Raw genomic sequence first — 18,350 nt, 5'->3', positions numbered from 1 at the left:
CGGGGTGTAGCCGGTGGTGACCGTGCCGACCCAGCGTTGCCGCCGCTCATCCCAGTGCAACCCTCCAGCCCCGCGGCTACGCCGAGCGGTCATACCGGTCTCCTGTCTCGTCGGTGAGCAGTTGGACGTAGTCGGCGATAGCCGAGGCGGGGATCAGTCGGGCGCGGCCCTGGTGGACCGAACACAGACGCCCAGACCGGAGCTGCTCGTATATCACCGAGCGGCTCATTGACAGCAGGACCATCGCCTCGGAGACCCGGAACAGCCGCCACGGCGGAACCTCGTCGAACTTCATGACGACCTCCCGTAGGCGGATCGGGTGCGGCGCTGTTCGCGTCGTCGTTCGGCGATGCCGAGTGCGATCTCGCGTTCGGCGTCGTTGCGGTGCCCGATCTGGACGACCTGCCAGTCGTTGACGACCAGCACCGAGCCGGCATCGGTGGGACCCAGGGTGCGCCGAGAACGCCGGACCCCCGATCCGCCGCATTCGCCGCACTCGTCACCGGCGATCGACCGCCCGGTGATTCCGACCGAGCAGGCGTGGCTGGGTGTCGACCCCGGCCACCACCTCCACCACCGCAGGCGAGGGGACAGGGGCGGGTTGGTCGGTCATGCTGGGCACCTGCTGCACCTCTTTCCGCTCGCACCGGAACCAGGGGTCGGCGTCGCGGCCGGGCGAAACGGACAGGACAGTGATGGGTGCCTCTCGCACAGGCTCCTATCAGGGCACGCCGCCCGGCCGCTCAGCACAGGCAGCACCACCCCGACCCAGGCCGACCGATCCTGACAAAGACAACAGACCCTGGAGCCCGCGTCAGCCGACGGCGGGTCAGACCCGAACGAGGCGGTGCCGCCTGCAGTGTCCATCTCACTGTCGACGGGATGGCGCTGGAAGGGGAGTCCAGCCGCGTGCGAAGAACGTGCGATACGGCAGGGTCCTAGACGGTCAACAGCAGACACTCGCGGCAGCTACGAACTACAGGTCAGGGCGTGGAGTGGGCGGCGTACATCAGATTCCCCAAGCCGACGACGTCCGATTACCAACTGGAGAATCCATGGCCCTTCCCCGGGCCGCCTCGACGGATGAGAATCGGTCGGGGTCGGCTGAGCTCGTTCGCGCTTGGTGCACGTGAGCCCGAGACTGAGACTGACGCCTGGGGCCTTCCCGGCACCTCGAACTGTTGCTGTTGTGCACGCTTCACAGCGTCGTTGATCGGTCGGCCCTGCCGGCCCCGCCCTGTCCGGGTGTGGGTGAGGAGGCCGTTGATGGACACGCTGATCGAGCGGTGCGCGGGGATCGACATCGGTAAGGACGAGGTGGTCGCCTGCGTGCGGATACCGGGCCCGGGAGGGCGGGGCCGGGTCAAGATGACCCGCACGTTCACCTCGTTCACCGCCTCGCTGGAGGCGATGGCCGACTGGTTCACCGAACACGGTGTGACCGCGATCGTGATGGAGGCGACCGGCTCGTACTGGAAACCGGTCTGGTATCTGCTCGAAGAGCACCCGTCGTGGGAGTTGATGCTGGTCAACGCCCATCACGTGAAGATCCTGCCCGGTCGTAAGAGTGATGTGCTCGACGCCGAGTGGCTGGCCGAGTTGCTCGAACACGGCCTGCTGCGGGGCAGTTTCGTGCCGCCGTCGGTGATCCGGGAACTCCGCGACCTGACCCGTTACCGCAAGCGCATGGTTCAGGGCCACACGAGTGAGTGCCAGCGGATCCAGAAGACCCTCGAAGACGCCGGGATCAAGCTCGACTCGGTCGCTTCGAATGTTCTCGGGGTGTCCGGGCGGGCGATGCTCGCGGCACTGATCGCTGGTGAGCGTGACCCTGTTGTGCTCGCCGACCTGGCCAAAGGCAGGCTCCGGCTCAAGATCCCCGCGCTGCGCCAGGCGTTGCGTGGCCGGTTCACCGCCCACCACGCGCTGTTGATCGGGCTCGCCCTGGACCACACCGCGCACCTGGAGCAGGCGATCGGCCGGCTCGACGAACGGGTCGACACCCTGTTCGCGACCCACATCAGCGAGGGCGGTGTCCCTTTCACCCGGGCCCGTGACCAGCTCGACACCATCACCGGGGTCGGGAAACGGGCCGCCGAGACCATCATCGCCGAGATCGGCGTCGACATGACCCGCTTCCCCACCGCCGCGCACCTGGCCTCCTGGGCCGGGGTCGCTCCGGGCAACAACATCACCGGCGGGAAACGCGGCTCCGGCAAGACCACCAAGGGTGATGTGTGGCTGCTCGACATCCTGACCCAGTGCGCCTGGGCCGCGGCCCGCACCCGCGACACCTACCTCTCGGCCCAGTTCTGGCGCCTCGCGCGGCGGATCGGGAAGAAGAAGGCCGCTATCGCGGTCGCCCACTCCATCCTGGTCATCTGCTGGCACCTGCTCCACGACGACGTCGACTACGACGACCTCGGAGGCGACTACTTCACCCGCCGCAACCAAAACCGCCAACGCGACCGCCTGATCAACCAACTGCACAACCTCGGCTACCGGGTCACCCTGGAGCAGCCTGCATAGCCCGGTCGATTCACTTCACAGCGCTGGAGTCGGCGAACGTTTGCGGACGCTGTCGGATCGATGCCTGGGCCGTCTGGGCCGTCGCTGGGCCCGTGGGAGATCCGGCATCACCTACGCCATCACCGGATCGTGGCGGCCTCAGAACTGACGTCGGCGCCCGGTCGCAGCCAGTGAGCCAACATCAGGCTACTCACTCTATCGGGCGCTCCAGAAGATCTCGCCAGAGACGAGTAACTTCATGGCGTGCTCGACGTTGGCCTGAATGGATGCTTTTCACTCGTCGAAGGGATTGGCCTGACATGGGTCGACACGAAGTTGCACACAAGGCAGCCGGTAGCGGCGTGGTCCGGGTGTGGGCCGGGCGTGGCCTGCTGCTCGCGACCGGCGTGGGCGCTGTGATGGGTGGCGGGGCGGGCCTGGCCGCGGCCGAAACCGGCCCGGCCGAGGAGATGACCCCGGGCGCCGCAATGACCCAGGAGTACGACGGGCCCGCCGTGAGCACGGCCCCCTCGCTGGAGGACGTCCCCTCCCTGGGCGACGCCTCGTCGCTGGGCGACGCGCCGTCCCTGGGTGTCTCCCCCACGATGGGGCAGCTGCCCGCGCTGGACCAGGCCCCGTCGGCGGACCAGCTGCCCTCCTTCCACGACGCCCCGATCAACGGCGAGTCGCTGGTGCGCGACCTCGCCGGCAGCGAGATGCAGAGCAACGGCTCGGTCTCCGAGTCCGATACGTCGGTGTCGGGCAGCGCTCGGGACACCACGGCCGAGGGCAGCATGAACGTCGACGGTGGCCTGGGCGAGTTCGCCTGATGCGGCTAGTGAACCGGCTGCGCTCCCGGCGATGCGTCTCACTGACCGTCGGGATCGCGGCCGCAGCCGCGCTGACGGTGGCAGTGGCCCCGGCAGGTTCTGCTGCCGAGGTGGCGGAGTTCGCCCCAGCCGACAGTGCCACGGTCAAGCCCGGGGTGATGACCCGGACCGAGGGCGCGCAGTGCACGGCGAACTTCGTATTCACCGACGGCACGGACGTGTTCCTCGGTCAAGCCGCGCACTGCGCCGGTACCGGTGGGAGCACCGAGACTGACGGCTGCACCGCGGGCTCGCTGCCGCTGGGCACCCCGGTCGAGGTCGAAGGAGCGTCGCGGCCGGGGACCCTGGCCTACAGTTCCTGGTTGTCGATGCAGGAGGCCGGGGAAACCGACCCTGACACCTGCGCGTTCAACGACTTCGCGCTGGTGCGCCTCGATCCGGCGGACGTGTCCCGGACCAACCCGACGATGCCGTTCTACGGCGGCCCGACCGCAGTCGAGCCGGACGGAACGAACAACGGCGACACCGTCTACGCCTACAGCAACTCGTCGCTGCGCCAGGGCATCGAGGCGCTGCGGCCAAAGACCGGGACCTCGCTGGGCACCAGTGGCGGCGGGCGCACGCACACTGTCCTGACGGCCCTACCCGGGATCCCCGGCGACTCGGGCAGCGGCTACCTCACCGCCAACGGAACGGCGTTCGGGATCCTGTCGACCCTGAACATCGCCCCCGAGGCAGGCACCAACGGGGTGAGCGACCTGAGGGCGGCCCTGGACTACGCCAACGACAACGGCGACCTGCCCGGAACCGTGGAGCTGGTGCCCGGAACCGAGCCGTTCCGTGCCCAGCCAGTTCCGCTGGACGTCGGGGCGGGGACGGGTATCGGCTGAGCCCGTCTGATAGCCGGGGCGGCGGGGAGGGCTCCCGGTCGTCGCCCTGACAACCTGAGGGCGGTGCCTCCTAGGGCGAGGCGCCGACCTCAGGTGCTCACCCGCACCCGCGACAGACCTGGGCCGCCTACAACGAATGCACCGCGCTGATGGTCAACCGGCGGCACAAACACGGGACGGCAGCTGGCCACCGCCGGAGTAATAGTCCAACGACCGCGCAGAGCCCTCGCCGGGCGGGCTGTCTCCAGGATGACCGGGAGGTGGGTGACCAACTGCGTGACGATCGGTCCGTACGGACGCGGAACCGGGCGGACGTCCACGGGCGTCGGAACCGCTCTGAGCTGCGTGTTCTGGCTGGCCAGTCGGTCGGCCTGGTTGCTTCGGGACGAAGAGGTCGCAGGTTCAAATCCTGTCACCCCGACCACACGAAGGCCCTGGTCACAGACTCACGTGCGAGTGGGGACCAGGGTCTTCGTCATGTCTACGGCTTCTGCTTGCGGTAGTCAGCGCGCGCAGCTCCTCGGTACGGGCACCGGTCGGCGGCCCGAGCAGGTGTACGCGCCGTAGTCAGCGTCATCGTGTCCGTCGTCCTGCTGGTGCCGCTCAACAATCGCTCGGCCACATGGGCCGCCGAGCAACCTGCTCGCCGCAGCCGGCGAGTCCGGTCGGCGCCGGCCGGCCGAATCAGCGCCCCTGCACCTTTCGATGGCACCCGGGAGCTTCGATCCTTCGCCGCTCGTGACCGCACCCCACCGGATCCGAGACTTCCTCCCATGACGATCTCGGACCGAACCCCACAGCGGACCGGCCCCACCGGACCCGCGCGGCACGGCAGCGTGCTCGGACCGCTCCGGCGGCACCCGCTGCTCAGCTTCTTCGTGCTCGCCAACCTGATGAGCTGGCTGGCGTGGATCCCCTACATCCTGTCGCAGAACGGGCTCGGGGTCTGGGACTACCGGTTCCCCGATGTCCTGGGCACGAGCCAGCTCCTCGGGGTCCTGCCCGGGGCCTACCTCGGCCCGATCGCCTCGGCCCTGCTGATCACGGCCGTCGCCGACGGGCGCGCCGGGCTGCGGCGCTGGGTCGGACGGATGTGGCGCTGGCGGGTCCGGTGGCACTGGTACGCGATCACCCTGCTCGGTGTCCCCGCGGCGATGCTGGCCACGGGATTCGTGTTCTCCGGCGGGCAGGTGAGCGCCCCGTCGCTGATGGTGGTCGCCGCCTACGTCCCGGGGCTGCTCCTGCAGATGGTCACGACCGGTCTCGCAGAGGAGCCCGGCTGGCGCGACTTCGCACTGCCCCGCCTGCAGCGCCGCTTCGGTCCGCTGGCCGGCTCGATGGTGCTCGGCCCGCTCTGGGCGGTCTGGCACCTGCCGCTGTTCCTCACCGAGTGGGGTGGCTTCCCGGACGCCGACTGGACCCGCCCGGTCTCCTTCGCCGTCTTCTGCATTGCGTTCAACATCGTCATGACCTGGGTGTTCAACCGGACCGGGGAGAGCCTGCCGCTGTCGATGCTGCTGCACGTCAGCGTCAACAACTTCGCCTCGATCGTCTGGTCGGAGATGTTCCCGACGATCGACTCGGACCTCGCGTCGCACGCCATGGCGACCGGAGCGGTCGTCGCCGGGGTGCTGGTGCTGGTCGGGACCCGCGGACGGCTCGGCTACCGGGCGCCCGGTACCGATCGGGCAGGTCCGGGCGTCAGGCTTCCGGACCAGGAACGGTGACGACGTGGTTCTGGTACGCCCACACGACCGCCTGCAGCCGGGACTGCACGCCGAGCTTGGGCAGCATCCGGGCCAGGTGCGACTTCACCGTCGACACCTCGACGACGAGGGTGCGGGCGATGTCGTCGTTGGACATGCCCTGGGCGAGCAGCATGAGGATCTCGTGCTCACGCGGGGTGAGCAGGTCCTCGGCGCGCCGGCCCGTCACCGGCCGCAGGCCGCGCCGGTGCACGAACTCCGCCAGAATGCGCCGGGTGAGCGTCTGGTCGATGGTGCCCTGACCGGCGGCGACCTGCCGGACGGCCGCCGCGATGGCCTCCGGTGCCGCGTCCTTGAGCAGGAACCCCGCCGCCCCGGCCTCCAGCGCACCGAAGACGTAGTCGTCGAGGTCGAAGGTCGTCAACACGAGGACCGGTACCTGCGGGTCGGCGTCGGGTGCGCAGAGCTCGCGCGCCACCTCGATGCCGCTGTGGCCGGGCATCCGGATGTCGAGACAGGCGACGTCGGGCACCAGGTCGCGGGCCATCCCCAGCGCCTGGGTCCCGTCGGCGGCCACGCCGGCCACCTCGATGTCGGGCTCGGCGCCCAGCAACGCCGACAGGCCGGCGCGGACCAGGTGCTGGTCGTCGGCGATGAGCACGCGGATCATGCGGGGTCCTCCGGGAGCGGCGCGGGTGCGCGCGTCGTACTGATCGTGCCGTCGAGCGGTAGCGTCAGGCGGGCCTCCCAGCCGCCGTCCGGGGTGGCGCCGTAGGCGAGGTCAGCCCCGACCAGCTGCGCCCGTTCGGCCATGCCGACCAGCCCGAACCCGCTGCCGGGGCCCGGATCGGGGCCGGTGCGGACGCCGTTGCGCACGGTGATCGTGAGCCGCCCGTCGTGCACGTCGCCGATCTCGACCGCGCACCGTGCGCCCGGGGCGTGCGCCGCCGCATTGGCCAGCGACTCCTGCACCATCCGGTAGGCGACCAGCTGGGCGAGCGGGCCGATGCCCGCGCCGGGCTCGGTGTCCGGCACCACGAGGTCGATCTCGGCTCCCGCGGCCCGCCGGGTCTCGACGAGCGCGGACACCGCGGCGACGGTCTCCACCGGTCGGGTGGCGTCGGGCTCCTCGCGCAGCAGGCCGACCAGCCGGCGCAGGTCGTCGAGGACGGCGCTGCTCTGCGCACGGATCTGGCGTGCCGAGCCCTTCGCCGTGGCCGGATCGGAGTCGATCTGCCGCTCCATGGCCGCGGCCATCAGCGCGATGCCGGACATGTGGTGAGCGGCGATGTCGTGCAGCTCCCGCGACATCGACACCCGCTGCTGCGACACGGCCGCCTGCAGCAGGGCGTCCTGTTCCCGGCGCAGCGCCTGCACCTCCTGGCTGCGGGCGTCGTGGGCGTCGCGCTGCGCGGCGATCACCAGCCCGAGCAGCAGAGGCAGCCCGACCACGACGACCGCCTGCAGCAACGCCGCGGCCGCCGCGGTCGCGACGCCCACCCCGCCGCTCCGGACGTCGTTGAGGCACTGCCCGACCGCCAGCAGCAGCGCGGTGGCCGCCAGCGCGCCCCACAGCCGTCGGCGGGGCGGCCGGGCGACGACCGCGAGGAGCACCCCGGCCATCTCGGCGACGGCGGTCAGGCTGAACGCCACACCGGGCGCGGGGGCTACCAGCACCAGCGGGACTGCGGCCAGCGCCGGCAGGGCCGTCGTGGGGTACCTGCTCACCCAGGCCACGATCAGCGCCTGCAGCACCAGCACCGCGGCCACCGTCCACCACGTGACCTCGCCCGGGCGAGGTACGGGCCCGAGTGTCGGGTCCGTGCCCGCGGCGGACGGCAGCAGGAGCAGCAGGCCGATCGCGACCAGCCCGCACACGGTCGCGGTCACCGCATGGAGCGGAACGGACCGGCGTGGCGGCTGCAGGGGTCGGGACACGGTCCTCCGCGTGCTCCTCGTCGGTCGTCGCCGGACGGCTCGTCCCATCATCGGGGTACGACGACGCACCGTCGATCACCGCCCGGTCGCCTCCATCGAAAGGTGGCGACCGGGGACTGCGCACCTCGGAACGATGTGCCGCGCGCACGCCGTGGCCAGACTGGACCACATCGGACAGCAACGGGGACGTCCCCACGACGAGAGGTGACTTCGATGTCCAGCACTGCGCTCACCACCGGTACGCACCGCCGCGTCCTGTGGCTGCTCCTGATCCTCGCCCTCGCCGCCGACGTCATCAGCGCGGTCCTGGCACTGCCGGCCGCCGTCGGGTCGGCGTTCGGCGTCCTCGCGCTCGTGTCCGGTGGGCTGCTGGTGCGCGACCACCACCGGCGTCGGGCACGGACCGACGCCGGTCGCTGACCCCGGTACCGGCCCGGCGCCGGGAGCTCCGCTCCGAAGGGCACGCCGGCACGGTCAGGCCGGCGACGCCCCCTCCGTCGCCTGCAGTTGGCCGCCCGGCAGCCGGTCGGCACCCCAGCTGCGCTCGATGAAGCCGGTGACCCGCTCGATCTCCTCACCCGGGACCTTCTCCGGCTCCCCCCGCTCCAGCGGGTCGACGTGGAAGATGTAGAGCCGGGACGCGAACTGGTCGAACGGCAACGACCCCTCGCCGAACCGCTCGCCGTTGCCCGCGGTCGACACGACCACGCCGTCGCCCCAGTCCTGGCCGCTGTCGTTGTTCGGGTTGTAGAAGTAGACCCGCATGACGTCCTGCGGGTCCGGGGCCGCGCGCAGGATCGTGATGGCGTGCCAGCCGACGTAGCGGGCCCCGCTGTCGGTGGCCGCGATGCCCGCCGGCTGCGGGTGGATCAGTGGCTGCCCGCCGTTGTAGGCCGGGTGGTAGCCGGCGTAGAAGTCCCGGAGGAACTCGTCGAGGTCGACCAGGTTGCCGGTCCCGACGTCGACGTTGATCCGGAACCCGCGCGCGGCCCACCAGCCGTGGAACTCGGGGTTCACCCAGCGGTGCGGATCACCCGGGCGGTCCGCGCACCGGCGACCCATCTCCGCGTAGATCCGGTCCAGGTGCGGCACGACCAGCAGCGACACCGGGTCGAGGTCGACGGGCAGCGTCGTCGCGACCCCGCCGGAGCTCTCCTGCGACGAGATCGACTGTCCCTCGAAGTGCATGATGATCTCGTCGTCGCGGGCCGCCCAGGCCACCATCTCGAGCAGGTAGTCCGGGTCGTTGTAGGCCCACATCGACAGCGCCCGCGCCGACTGGCAGGTCGGGTTGTCGCCCTGCCCGACACCCAGCGGCAGGCCCAGCATCGACAGCACCCCGGCGAGCAGCCGGTCCTCCGGCCGCAGCTCGCTCCCGAACGCCGCGGTCAACCGTTCCCGGGCGTGCGCCGACAGCGGCAGCGACAGCTGACGCCAGAGCGCCGGCACGACCGGCGGTTCGTAGAGGATCCCGCGGTCGAGCAGCAGCGCGAGCCCGTAGATGCACTGTGCGGTCTGCGGGTGCACCGCCGCCTCGATCAGCCGGTGCACCAGGTCGTGGTAGCGCAGCAGGCAGTTCCGGCCGGTCTCGGACAGCCCCAGGGCCTCGCCGAGCAGGTAGTCGCTCTCGTGCCGCAGGAACTGCAGCAGTTCCGCGTGGTACGGCGACACCAGCCCGGTGTCGTGCATCGCGCGGGCGAAGCCGCTGGCCTCGTACTGCAGGCCCGGCGCGTCCATCGCTTCCAGCCGGGACCGGAACACCTCGATGCCGGGGTCCTCCCGGCAGGCCTCGGTGGTCCCGAACAGGCTGGTGATCAGCCGGTCGATGCCCTGCCCGGACGAGGTGAGCTCGACGTCCGGATCGCCCCGGTAGATCGCGATCCGGGTGATCAGCGCCTGTACCTGGTCGGTCTGGATCGGGCGCTGGCGCAGGATCCGCCAGATCTCCTCGACCAGCCGGTCCAGCACGGTGTCGTAGCCGACCTGTTCGGCGACGTGCTTGAACAGGTCCCGGACCAGTTGCGCGGTACGCCCCTGCCGGGTCCGCTCCGCCTCGGTCGGCGGCGTGAACAGCAGCTCGAGGTTCATCGCCAGCACCTGCGACAGGAACTGCCGCGCGTCCTCGGCGGTGAACGAGGGGTGGGCGTACTCCCCGGCGGCGATCGCCAGCATCCGCAGCTCGCTGGTCGCCTCCAGCACGACCGTGTCGACCGACCCGCTCTGCAGACCGGGGCCGACGAGCGCGGGCACCAGGATGTCCGGGGACGCCCAGTCGGTGCCCAGGAACAACCCGGCGTCCTCCAGCGCGGCGGCACGGGCCTGCACGGCCGCGCACCCGCCGGGCTGCAGCAGCACCCGCCGCAGCGCCTCCAGCACCCGTCGCAGCTTGCCGGGCTTGCCGAAATCACGGGTCTCCGCCATGGCCCGGGTGGCGTCGTCGAGCTGGGCCAGGCGTCTGGTCAGCGCCTGGCCCGGCTCCGTGGCGCCGGTGGGCTCAACGATCGGACTCACCACACTTCCCCGAAGTCCCCGAGGTGGCCCCCGGGGGCACCTCAGACGTAGAAGTCGAGCTCTTCCTGTTTCTTCAGCAGGTCACGCATCCGGTACGGGTCATCGCCGAAGAAGTACAGCAGACCCCAGTGCGTGCCGAACGCGGTCCGCTTGGTGACGGTCTCCTCCTGCGGGGCCGAGAGGTCGTGCGACTCGTAGTAGTCGTCGTCCTCGGTCTCCTCCGGGATCTCCAGCTCGCTGACCACCCGGCGGCGCGGGTAGACGCCGAAGCAGCCGGCCACCCCGGCGGCGCCCTCCACCTCGCGCGGGAAGAAGGCGTCGACCTCCTCCTCGGTCGTCTTCGGGTCGAACGCCAGGACCAGCGCCTGGTAGGCGTTGAACCCGTAGGCGCGCTCCAGGAGCTCGAAGACCTTGAACCCCGGCGGCCGGTAGGCGACCTCCCCGAAGTACATCTCACCGTCGCTGGTGACGAAGTACTCCGGGTGCACGAAGCCGAAGTCGATGTCGAAGGTCTTGATCAGCTTCTCGATCTGGGCCGTGATCTGCGGCCGGTAACGCTCCAACTCCGGAGTCGCCGGAACGAACACCGAATAGCCGAGCGTGACGTATTCCGATATGTTCAGGAACTTGATCTTACCCTTGTGGATCCAGGCTTCCACGGCGAATTCCCAGCCGTCCAGATGGGATTCCATCAGGACCGGGAACTCCTCCTCCGGAATGGTGTCGACCTCGTCCGGAGTGCGGATGACGCGATGCCCGAGACAACCGGCCTTGTCGAACGCCTTGAGGTGGATCGGGTCGTTCGGGTCACCGTCGAGCTTGAGCAGCGTCTGGTTGACCCGCTTCAGGAAACGGATGATGTCGTCCCGGTCGTGAGCCTCCTCGAAGATCCCGACCCGGATGCCGCCGAGCTGCGCCCGGCGCTTCATCAGCGCCTTGTCCCGCAGCAGCATGGCCTGGCCGAACAGGCGCGGGTTGTCCAGCAGGACCGAGTTGATCGCCCCGGCCCACTCGACGGTCTCCTCGAACAGCGGGATCGCGACGTCGACACCCTCCTTCTGGAGGGTCTCCGCGATCTCCATCGAGCGGTCGTTGAGCCGCTCGAAGTTCCACGGCACGTAGGGGATGTCGTGTTCGGCGCAGTACTCCTCGGCCCAGTCCGGTGCCACGACGACGTACCGCCGGTCGAAGCGATCGAGGGCTTCGACGGCGTTGAGACTCCACCCGAGTAGCGCTACGTATCCCTTTTCTGGGTCTTTCGTGACCGGCTCGGGCTCTGGCATCGGGGCGCTTCCCTCCGCTTCGACGCAATTCCTGTTCGGCGGCTGACCTGGCGGCACCCTACCGCGCGGGTGTTCGGGCCGCGGAGCGCAGGAAGCATCCGCATCGGGCGGGCCTGTCGACCACGCCTGGCAGGCTCGGTGGGACACCGACGGTTCACGACACGGGAGGTTGCTGGTGCGACGGGTGCTCTGCCGGGAGTTCACCGATCCGGAGCGGCTGGAGGTCGTCGAGGAACCGACGCCCGAGCCCGGCCCGGACGAGCTGCTGGTCGCCGTGGAGGCGGCCGCGGTCAGCTTCGTCGACGGCCTGATCGCCCGCGGCGGCTACCAGCTGCGCCCCGAGCTGCCCTTCACCCCGGGCAGCGCGGTCGCCGGCACCGTCGCCGCGGGCCCGCGGGCCGGCGAGCGGGTCGCGGCCCTGCTGGGCCTGGTCGGCGGGTTCGCCTCGCACGTCGTGGTGGACGCGGACCTCGTGGTGCCGGTGCCCGACGGCGTGGACGCCGGGGTCGCGGCGTCGTCGATGGAGGGCTACGGGACGGTCGCCTTCGCCCTCGAGCACCGGGTCCCGGTCGGCCCGGGCGAGCGGGTCGTCGTGCTCGGGGCCGGCGGCGGGATCGGGCTCGCCGCCGTCGACCAGGCCCGCGCCGCCGGCGCCCGGGTACTGGCCGTCGCGTCCACACCGGACAAGCGCGCGGCGGCGCTGGCCGCCGGCGCCGAGGACGCGGTCGGCTACGGCGAGGGCCCCGGCGCGCTCAAGGACGCGATCCGGGAACGGACCGGCGGCGGGGCGGACGTGGTCCTCGACCCGGTCGGCGGCCCGTCCGCGGAGGCCGCGCTGCGGGCCCTGGGTGCCGGCGGACGGTTCTGCGTCATCGGGTTCACCTCCGGGGAGATTCCCCGGCTGCCGGCGAACGTCGTTCTGCTGCGCAACCGGACCGTCGTCGGCGTCGACTGGGGGGACTGGTCGCGGACCGACCCGATCGCGGCCCGCGACCTCGCCGGCCGGGTACTGGAGCGGATCGCCAGGGGCGAGCTGCACCCGCCCCGGCCCGAGCGGTTGCCGCTGACCGCCGCCGCCGAGGCCACCCGCCGCCACGCCGAGCGCACCGCCGTCGGGAAGCTGGTGCTCGCGCCCTGATCCCGACGCCGAGAGTCCAGCCCCGTGCAGACGGGCCGCCGGTCACTCAGGGACTGCCGTGACCCCGGCCCCGCCGGGGCCGGACACCGGCCGGACCGACCAGCCGTGCCGCTCCAGCCCGTCCCGCACCGCGGCAGGCGGCGCGCCCTCGTAGAGCACGTGCAGCTCCCCGCCGGGGTCCAGAGCGGCGCGCAGCACCGCCAGCTCCGGCCCGGGATCGCGGGTCCAGAACACGTTCACGTTCACGGAGAAGGCGACCTCGGTCGACGCATCCGGCAGCACCAGACCGGCCAGCGACGACTCCCGGACCTCGAGCACCCCGGCGGCCACGTGCGCCGCGTTCCGCTCGCTCGTCCGACGCACCGCGACGGCCGACCGGTCCACCGCGAGCATCCGGCCGCCCCCGGTGAGCCCCGGGCAGATCAGCTCGGCGGCCGCGCCCGGCCCGCATCCGATCTCGAGCACCCGCGTCGCCGGGCCGGCACCGACCACCGACACCGCCCACCGGACCCGGTCCGGCACCACCCGACGCGTCACGGAACCAGCCTGGCAGAACGCCGGGCCCTGGCATCATCGACGGCGTGAACGAGCCCGTCCGCCCCGACGACGTCCGGATCTCCGACGCCGACCGGCAGTCGGTCGCCGACCGGTTGCGGGCCGCGCACGACGAGGGCTTCATCGACCTGACCGAGTTCGACGAGCGGGTCTCCGAGGTCTGGCGGATGCGCACCCGCGGCGACCTGACCCGGGTGACCCGGGACCTGCCCGCCCCCGAGCGGGTGCGTCGCGACGGGCCGATCTTCGCGGACTCCCCCGGCGGCGTCGCGATGAAGGTGCTGGCGATCATCTGGATGTGTCTGACCGCGGTGGCGGTCTCCGGCTGGGGGATCGTCGCCGCCACCACCGGCCTCGAGTACCCGTGGTTCCTGTGGATCGCGGCGCCGCCGGGGGCGGTGCTGCTGACCCTCTACGTCTCCGGGATCGGCCGGCCCCGACGCGGCGGCTGAGCGCTGCACGGATCGGATGAACGGCCGGTGTACGGACGATCGTGTCGACCCGATAGTTTTCCGATCATGGGACACCGCGAGGAGCTGCTGGACGGGGCCGCGCAGTGCCTCTACGAGAAGGGCTTCGGCCGGACCACGGCCCGGGACGTCGTGTCCGCCTCCGGCACGAACCTCGCCTCCATCGGCTACCACTTCGGTTCCAAGGACGCCCTGCTCACCGAGGCTCTGATGGGTGCGACGACGGCGTGGAGCGAGGAGCTGGACCGGGCGCTGGCCGAGCCCGACAACATCGCGGCGTCCGATCCGGACCGCCGGGTCGCGGACACCTGGAGCCGGGTGATCGGGCTCTTCTCCTCCCAGCGACGCCTGTGGGCCACCCACGTCGAGGCCCTCGCCCAGGCCGAGCGGCTGCCCGAGCTGCGCACCGCGCTCGCCGAGGCGCAGCGCGAGGTCCGGGAGGGGCTGGCACTGACCTTCCACACGCTGCCCGACGACCCGGCGGCCGCCGACCGGCGCGCGCACGTGCTGGGGACCGTCTACCAGGCGCTGCTGACCGGTGTCATGGTGCAGTGGCTGCTCGACCCGGACACCGCCCCGACCGGGATCGACATCGCGGACGGTCTGCGGGAGATCGCCGGGCGCACCGACACCTTCGTCTGACCCGGGCCCGTCACAGGATCCGGGGCACCACCCGGCCGATCACGGTCCCGCCGCGGACCGCTCCGGCCTCGGCGATCCGCACCGAGAGCGTCCCGAGGGCCAGGAACCGGATCGTCACGGTCCCGCCGGCCGTCACGTCGAGGGCCCGGCCCAGCTCGGGCACCAGCACCCGGCGGGCCACGTCGCTGCCCACGACCAGCTCCACCGTGGCACCCCGCGGCACGACGACCGAGCGCAGCGGCTCCTCGTGGTGCCGGGTCTCGTGGTCGAACCGGACCCGGACGACGTTCGAGGGCTGCGCGGTCGCGGTGACGGTCGGACCGGCCGACGACGTGCGTCCCGGCGCCGCCGCGCACCCGGTGAGCACACCCACGACGAGCGTCCCGGCGAGCAACGCCCGCACAGCCCGAACGGCACGGCGGGACGCGGCGGGTCGCACGATCGTCCTCCATCCACGGTCGCGGGCGATCCACTCTGCCGCACGGGCGCACCCACCCCGCCGGGACCCCGGGACACGCGGACCGGGCACGATCACGGGCGTGACCACCGAGCCGCCCGTGAGCACCGGAAGCGCCCGCAGCCACCCCACGGCCCCGGTCCCCGACCGGCTGTTCGACGACGAGCGCGAGGCCCGCTGGCGGTCCCGGTTCACCGCGGCGCGGATGTCGCGCCCCTCGTGGGCCGAGGACGCGCCGCAGCGCAACGTCTACGTCTCGAACGCCTCGGGCACCTTCGAGATCCACGTCTGGGACCGCGGGAGCGACGAGCACCGCCGGGTCACCGACCGGCGCACCGGCACGACCTCGGCGACCCTGCCGCCGGACGGCGGAGCCGTCTGGTGGTTCGCCGACACCGACGGCGACGAGTTCGGCCACTGGGTGGCGCAGCCGTTCGCGGCCGGGGCGGGCGCGGACACCGTGCCCGCCGTCCCCGGCGTCGGGGACGGCTACTCGGCGGGCCTGGAGATCGGGCGCCGGACGACCGCGCTGGGCGTCTCCACCGACGACGGCAGCACGCTGCTGGTGCACGAGCGCGGGTCCGCGGAGCCCGCCCGCGTCGTCTACACGCACACCGAGGACGCCTCGGTCGGCGCGCTGTCCGAGGACGAGACGCTGCTGGCGATCTCGCACTCCGAGCACGGCGACTCCCGGCACCCCTCGCTGCGGGTGCTGCGGATCGACGGCGGGCGTATCGAGACGGTCGGCGAGCTGCACGACGGGCCCGGGAAGGGGCTCGCCCCGCTGGAGTTCTCCCCGGTCGCCGGGGACCAGCGGCTGCTGGTCGGGCACGAGCGTCGCGGCCGCGAGGAGCTGTTGATCTGGGACCCGACGACCGGGGTCGAGACCGAGCTGGAGATCGACCTGCCGGGCGAGCTGGTCGGCGGGTTCACCCCGGACGGGACGGCGCTGCTCGTCGCGCACACGCACGCCGCCCGGACCCGGCTGTACCGCTACGACCCGGCCGCAGGCGAGCTGACCGAGCTGCGGGTCGCCGCGGGCTGCGTCGGTTCGGCCGAGGTCCGCAACGACGGCACCGTCGAGTACTCGTGTTCGTCCGCGGCGACGCCGTCACAGATCCGGGCCCTGCACCCGGACGGCAGCGACGAGGTGCTGCTCCTCCCGCCCGGCGCGCGTCCGCCCGGGTCGCTGCCGGTGCGTGACGTGTGGGCCGAGGGGCCTGCCGGATCGGTGCACGCGCTGGTCACCGAGGCGCCCCGGTCCGGCGGCGCTCCGGCGTCCGCGGTGTTCGTACTGCACGGCGGCCCGCAGGCCGCCGACGAGGACCGGTTCGACGCCGGCCGCGCCACCTGGGTCGAGGCCGGGTTCACCGTCGTCGAGGTGAACTACCGCGGCTCCACCGGCTACGGCTCGGCCTGGCGGGACGCGATCGAGGGCCGGCCCGGGCTGACCGAGCTGGCCGACGTCGCCGCCGTGCAGGACGCCCTGGTCGGTGACGGCACCCTGGACGCCGCCCGGTGCGCCGTCGACGGCTGGTCCTGGGGCGGCTACCTGGCGCTGCTGGCCGCGGGCACCCAGCCCGGCCGCTGGGCGGCCGCCGTCGCGGGGGTGCCGGTCGCCGACTACGTCGCCGCCTACGCCGACGAGATGGAGCAGCTGCGGGCCTTCGACCGGGCGCTGTTCGGCGGGTCCCCGGACGAGCTGCCACAGCTGTACCGGGAGGCGTCCCCGTCGACCTACGTGCACGCGGTACGCGTCCCGGTGCTGGTGCTGGCCGGGGAGAACGACCCACGGTGCCCGATCCGGCAGATCGACAACTACCTGGACGCCCTCGCCGCGCGTGGCGACGTGCCCTACGAGGTCAGCCGGTTCGACGCCGGCCACGGCTCGCTCGTCGTCTCCGACCAGCTGGACCTGATCGCCACCGAGATCGACTTCGTGCGGCGGACGCTGGTCGGCCGGAGCTGCCCCGCGCGGTGATCGCGGACCCGATGTCGATCGGTGCCCTCGACGGCACCGATCGACACCCGCACGACGATCACGAGCTCCTGGTCGCGGCGGAGGAGCGGAGGTTGCTGCGGAAGTACAGCAGGATCCCCAGGAAGCAGGCCGCCGAGACGACGAACGAGTGCTGCAGCGATCCGAGCAGGTCGGACACCCCGCCCTGCAGCACCGGGACGACCGCGCCGCCGACGATGGCCATCACCAGGATCGCTCCCCCGGTCTCCTGGTGGCGCTTGTCCTCGATGGTGTCCAGGGTCTGTCCGAAGATCGTCGGCCAGCACGGGCCCATCAGCAGGTTGGACGCGATCACCAGCCAGATCGCGACGCTGGCCGGCCCGAACGCGGCCAACAGCAGCAGCACCGCACCGATCCCGCAGTAGGCGACCAGCACCCGGGCCGCGGAGTGCCGGGCGATCAGCCAGTTCGCCACGAACTTGCCGACCAGGAAGCAGACGAAGCCGACGATCATGAAGTCGGTCGCCTCGCGCTCGTTCATCTCCGGGAAGAGCTCCAAGCCGAGCCGGATCGTGAACGACCACACGGCCGTCTGCAGGCCGACGTAGAGGAACTGGGCGACGATGCCCTTGCGGTACTGCGCGGTGCGCGCCAGGACCCGCAGCGTCTCGGCGAGCCCGGCCCGCTGCGGCTCCGCAGGGCCGGCCGGCTTGGCCCGCGGGTAGTCGGTGATCACGAACAGCACCAGCAGGCAGACCAGGACGACGAGGATGTAGGCGTACGGGCGCAGGGTGTTGAGCAGCAGGTCCTCGCCCAGCGCCGCCTTCGCCTCGGCCGTCGGGGCGGCGTCCATCTGCGCCTCGATCGAGTCCCCGGTGCCGAAGATCAGGTACTTGCCGAGGATCACCCCGAGCAGGTTCCCGATCGGGGTGAACGTCTGGGAGATGTTCAGCCGCAGCGTCCCGCTCTCGCGCGGACCGAGCATGGACGAGTAGGTGTTCGCGCTCGTCTCCAGGAAGCTCAACCCGACCGCGATCGCGAAGATGCAGAACAGGAACATCCCGTAGGTCGCGAGGGTGCTGGCGGGGAAGAACAGCGCGCAGCCGACGATGTAGACCGACAGTCCGATCAGGACGCCGACCTTGTACGACGTCCGCCGGATGATCCGCGACGCCGGGATCGCGATGAGGAAGTAGCCGCCGTAGAACGCGGACTGGACGAACGCCGTCGCCGCGTCGGACAGCGTGAAGACGTGCTTGAACTGGGTGATCAGGATGTCGTTGAGGCCCGCCGCCGCACCCCACATCGGGAACAGCAGCGACAGCAGGATGAACTGGAACCACGGCGTGCGGTCCAGGTAGCCCGAGTCCAGCTGCCGGGCCGGATTCCGGATCAGCACGGTGCGCCCCTTTGCGCCGAGTTCGGTGTCGGGACGCAACGTAACCCGCGAGGGCCCGCGCCG

General features: G+C 71.6%; 18 protein-coding genes. 9 read left to right on the top strand and 9 right to left on the bottom strand.

Annotated features, from left to right (window positions below):
* Positions 1 to 76: 76 nt before the first annotated feature.
* Both ACLFMI_RS05080 and ACLFMI_RS05075 read right to left on the bottom strand, forming a co-directional pair.
* A complete protein-coding gene (locus tag ACLFMI_RS05080) occupies positions 77 to 295 on the bottom strand; it encodes a helix-turn-helix domain-containing protein (RefSeq protein WP_410946552.1) in 219 nt (72 codons plus the stop codon).
* Positions 292 to 426 carry a hypothetical protein gene (locus ACLFMI_RS05075; RefSeq protein WP_410946551.1) on the bottom strand — a complete coding sequence of 45 codons (135 nt, stop codon included), beginning with the start codon at positions 424 to 426 and terminating at the stop codon, positions 292 to 294. Before ACLFMI_RS05075 ends, ACLFMI_RS05080 begins: the two co-directional genes overlap by 4 nt.
* An 840-nt stretch (positions 427 to 1,266) precedes the next feature.
* Between ACLFMI_RS05075 and ACLFMI_RS05070 the strand changes: the two genes are divergently transcribed.
* The 4 genes from ACLFMI_RS05070 (at position 1,267) to ACLFMI_RS05055 (ending at position 5,955) form a co-directional block, all read left to right on the top strand.
* Positions 1,267 to 2,529 (top strand): IS110 family RNA-guided transposase, encoded by a 1,263-nt coding sequence (locus ACLFMI_RS05070; RefSeq protein ID WP_410946550.1) that lies wholly within the window; start codon positions 1,267 to 1,269, stop codon positions 2,527 to 2,529.
* Between the two features lie 299 nt (positions 2,530 to 2,828).
* Positions 2,829 to 3,338 (top strand): hypothetical protein, encoded by a 510-nt coding sequence (locus tag ACLFMI_RS05065; RefSeq protein WP_410946549.1) that lies wholly within the window; start codon positions 2,829 to 2,831, stop codon positions 3,336 to 3,338.
* Positions 3,338 to 4,228 (top strand): serine protease, encoded by an 891-nt coding sequence (locus tag ACLFMI_RS05060; protein ID WP_410946548.1) that lies wholly within the window; start codon positions 3,338 to 3,340, stop codon positions 4,226 to 4,228. The genes ACLFMI_RS05065 and ACLFMI_RS05060 overlap by 1 nt, the downstream gene beginning before the upstream one ends.
* A gap of 773 nt (positions 4,229 to 5,001) precedes the next feature.
* Entirely contained in the window at positions 5,002 to 5,955 is a 954-nt protein-coding gene (locus tag ACLFMI_RS05055) for a CPBP family intramembrane glutamic endopeptidase (protein ID WP_410946547.1), read from the top strand.
* On the opposite strand, the gene ACLFMI_RS05050 is transcribed toward ACLFMI_RS05055, so the two are convergent.
* Together ACLFMI_RS05050 and ACLFMI_RS05045 are read right to left on the bottom strand one after the other, a co-directional pair.
* On the bottom strand, positions 5,930 to 6,604 hold the full coding sequence (locus ACLFMI_RS05050) for a response regulator (RefSeq protein WP_410946546.1): 675 nt from the start codon (positions 6,602 to 6,604) through the stop codon (positions 5,930 to 5,932). The two genes, ACLFMI_RS05055 and ACLFMI_RS05050, sit on opposite strands and share 26 nt — an antisense overlap.
* A complete protein-coding gene (locus ACLFMI_RS05045) occupies positions 6,601 to 7,824 on the bottom strand; it encodes a sensor histidine kinase (protein WP_410946545.1) in 1,224 nt (407 codons plus the stop codon). Before ACLFMI_RS05045 ends, ACLFMI_RS05050 begins: the two co-directional genes overlap by 4 nt.
* A gap of 261 nt (positions 7,825 to 8,085) precedes the next feature.
* Between ACLFMI_RS05045 and ACLFMI_RS05040 the strand changes: the two genes are divergently transcribed.
* Entirely contained in the window at positions 8,086 to 8,292 is a 207-nt protein-coding gene (locus ACLFMI_RS05040) for a hypothetical protein (protein WP_410946544.1), read from the top strand.
* A gap of 54 nt (positions 8,293 to 8,346) precedes the next feature.
* On the opposite strand, the gene ACLFMI_RS05035 is transcribed toward ACLFMI_RS05040, so the two are convergent.
* Together ACLFMI_RS05035 and ACLFMI_RS05030 are read right to left on the bottom strand one after the other, a co-directional pair.
* Positions 8,347 to 10,383 carry a hypothetical protein gene (locus tag ACLFMI_RS05035; RefSeq protein WP_410946543.1) on the bottom strand — a complete coding sequence of 679 codons (2,037 nt, stop codon included), beginning with the start codon at positions 10,381 to 10,383 and terminating at the stop codon, positions 8,347 to 8,349.
* Positions 10,384 to 10,424: 41 nt separating this feature from the next.
* On the bottom strand, positions 10,425 to 11,666 hold the full coding sequence (locus ACLFMI_RS05030; RefSeq protein WP_410946542.1) for an ATP-grasp domain-containing protein: 1,242 nt from the start codon (positions 11,664 to 11,666) through the stop codon (positions 10,425 to 10,427).
* A gap of 175 nt (positions 11,667 to 11,841) precedes the next feature.
* Here ACLFMI_RS05030 and ACLFMI_RS05025 point away from each other — a divergent pair, with 175 nt between their 5' ends.
* On the top strand, positions 11,842 to 12,804 hold the full coding sequence (locus tag ACLFMI_RS05025; protein WP_410946541.1) for a zinc-binding dehydrogenase: 963 nt from the start codon (positions 11,842 to 11,844) through the stop codon (positions 12,802 to 12,804).
* Between the two features lie 42 nt (positions 12,805 to 12,846).
* On the opposite strand, the gene ACLFMI_RS05020 is transcribed toward ACLFMI_RS05025, so the two are convergent.
* A complete protein-coding gene (locus ACLFMI_RS05020) occupies positions 12,847 to 13,341 on the bottom strand; it encodes a class I SAM-dependent methyltransferase (protein WP_410946540.1) in 495 nt (164 codons plus the stop codon).
* Between the two features lie 44 nt (positions 13,342 to 13,385).
* On the opposite strand from ACLFMI_RS05020, the gene ACLFMI_RS05015 reads away from it, so the two are divergent.
* Positions 13,386 to 13,811 (top strand): DUF1707 SHOCT-like domain-containing protein, encoded by a 426-nt coding sequence (locus ACLFMI_RS05015; protein ID WP_410946539.1) that lies wholly within the window; start codon positions 13,386 to 13,388, stop codon positions 13,809 to 13,811.
* Between the two features lie 66 nt (positions 13,812 to 13,877).
* The gene (locus tag ACLFMI_RS05010) at positions 13,878 to 14,471 is read left to right on the top strand and encodes a TetR/AcrR family transcriptional regulator (protein ID WP_410946538.1); all 594 of its coding nucleotides are present in this window, start codon (positions 13,878 to 13,880) and stop codon (positions 14,469 to 14,471) included.
* A gap of 10 nt (positions 14,472 to 14,481) precedes the next feature.
* Here ACLFMI_RS05010 and ACLFMI_RS05005 read toward each other — a convergent pair whose 3' ends face one another.
* Positions 14,482 to 14,874, bottom strand: coding sequence for a hypothetical protein (locus ACLFMI_RS05005; protein ID WP_410946537.1), 393 nt, complete (start codon positions 14,872 to 14,874; stop codon positions 14,482 to 14,484).
* 154 nt (positions 14,875 to 15,028) lie between these two features.
* Between ACLFMI_RS05005 and ACLFMI_RS05000 the strand changes: the two genes are divergently transcribed.
* Positions 15,029 to 16,909 (top strand): prolyl oligopeptidase family serine peptidase, encoded by a 1,881-nt coding sequence (locus ACLFMI_RS05000; protein WP_410946536.1) that lies wholly within the window; start codon positions 15,029 to 15,031, stop codon positions 16,907 to 16,909.
* Positions 16,910 to 16,967: 58 nt separating this feature from the next.
* Here the strand turns inward: ACLFMI_RS05000 and fucP are convergent, their stop codons facing one another.
* Positions 16,968 to 18,287: an L-fucose:H+ symporter permease gene (gene fucP, locus ACLFMI_RS04995; RefSeq protein WP_410946535.1), complete on the bottom strand. Its 1,320-nt coding sequence runs from the start codon at positions 18,285 to 18,287 to the stop codon at positions 16,968 to 16,970.
* Positions 18,288 to 18,350: the final 63 nt, after the last annotated feature.

The sequence above is a fragment of the Pseudonocardia nantongensis genome (assembly GCF_046546495.1).
Taxonomy (GTDB): Bacteria; Actinomycetota; Actinomycetes; order Mycobacteriales; family Pseudonocardiaceae; genus Pseudonocardia; species Pseudonocardia nantongensis.
This window is presented reverse-complemented; position numbering and strand designations above follow the sequence as displayed.

Bases quoted from the DNA above. Each gene is read 5' to 3' on its own strand.
- ACLFMI_RS05080 (WP_410946552.1), bottom strand. From the start codon at position 295: ATGAAGTTCGACGAGGTTCCGCCGTGGCGGCTGTTCCGGGTCTCCGAG.
- ACLFMI_RS05055 (WP_410946547.1), top strand. From the start codon at position 5,002: ATGACGATCTCGGACCGAACCCCACAGCGGACCGGCCCCACCGGACCC.
- ACLFMI_RS05050 (WP_410946546.1), bottom strand. From the start codon at position 6,604: ATGATCCGCGTGCTCATCGCCGACGACCAGCACCTGGTCCGCGCCGGC.
- ACLFMI_RS05030 (WP_410946542.1), bottom strand. From the start codon at position 11,666: ATGCCAGAGCCCGAGCCGGTCACGAAAGACCCAGAAAAGGGATACGTA.
- ACLFMI_RS05060 (WP_410946548.1), top strand. From the start codon at position 3,338: ATGCGGCTAGTGAACCGGCTGCGCTCCCGGCGATGCGTCTCACTGACC.
- ACLFMI_RS05070 (WP_410946550.1), top strand. From the start codon at position 1,267: ATGGACACGCTGATCGAGCGGTGCGCGGGGATCGACATCGGTAAGGAC.
- ACLFMI_RS05040 (WP_410946544.1), top strand. From the start codon at position 8,086: ATGTCCAGCACTGCGCTCACCACCGGTACGCACCGCCGCGTCCTGTGG.
- ACLFMI_RS05065 (WP_410946549.1), top strand. From the start codon at position 2,829: ATGGGTCGACACGAAGTTGCACACAAGGCAGCCGGTAGCGGCGTGGTC.
- ACLFMI_RS05010 (WP_410946538.1), top strand. From the start codon at position 13,878: ATGGGACACCGCGAGGAGCTGCTGGACGGGGCCGCGCAGTGCCTCTAC.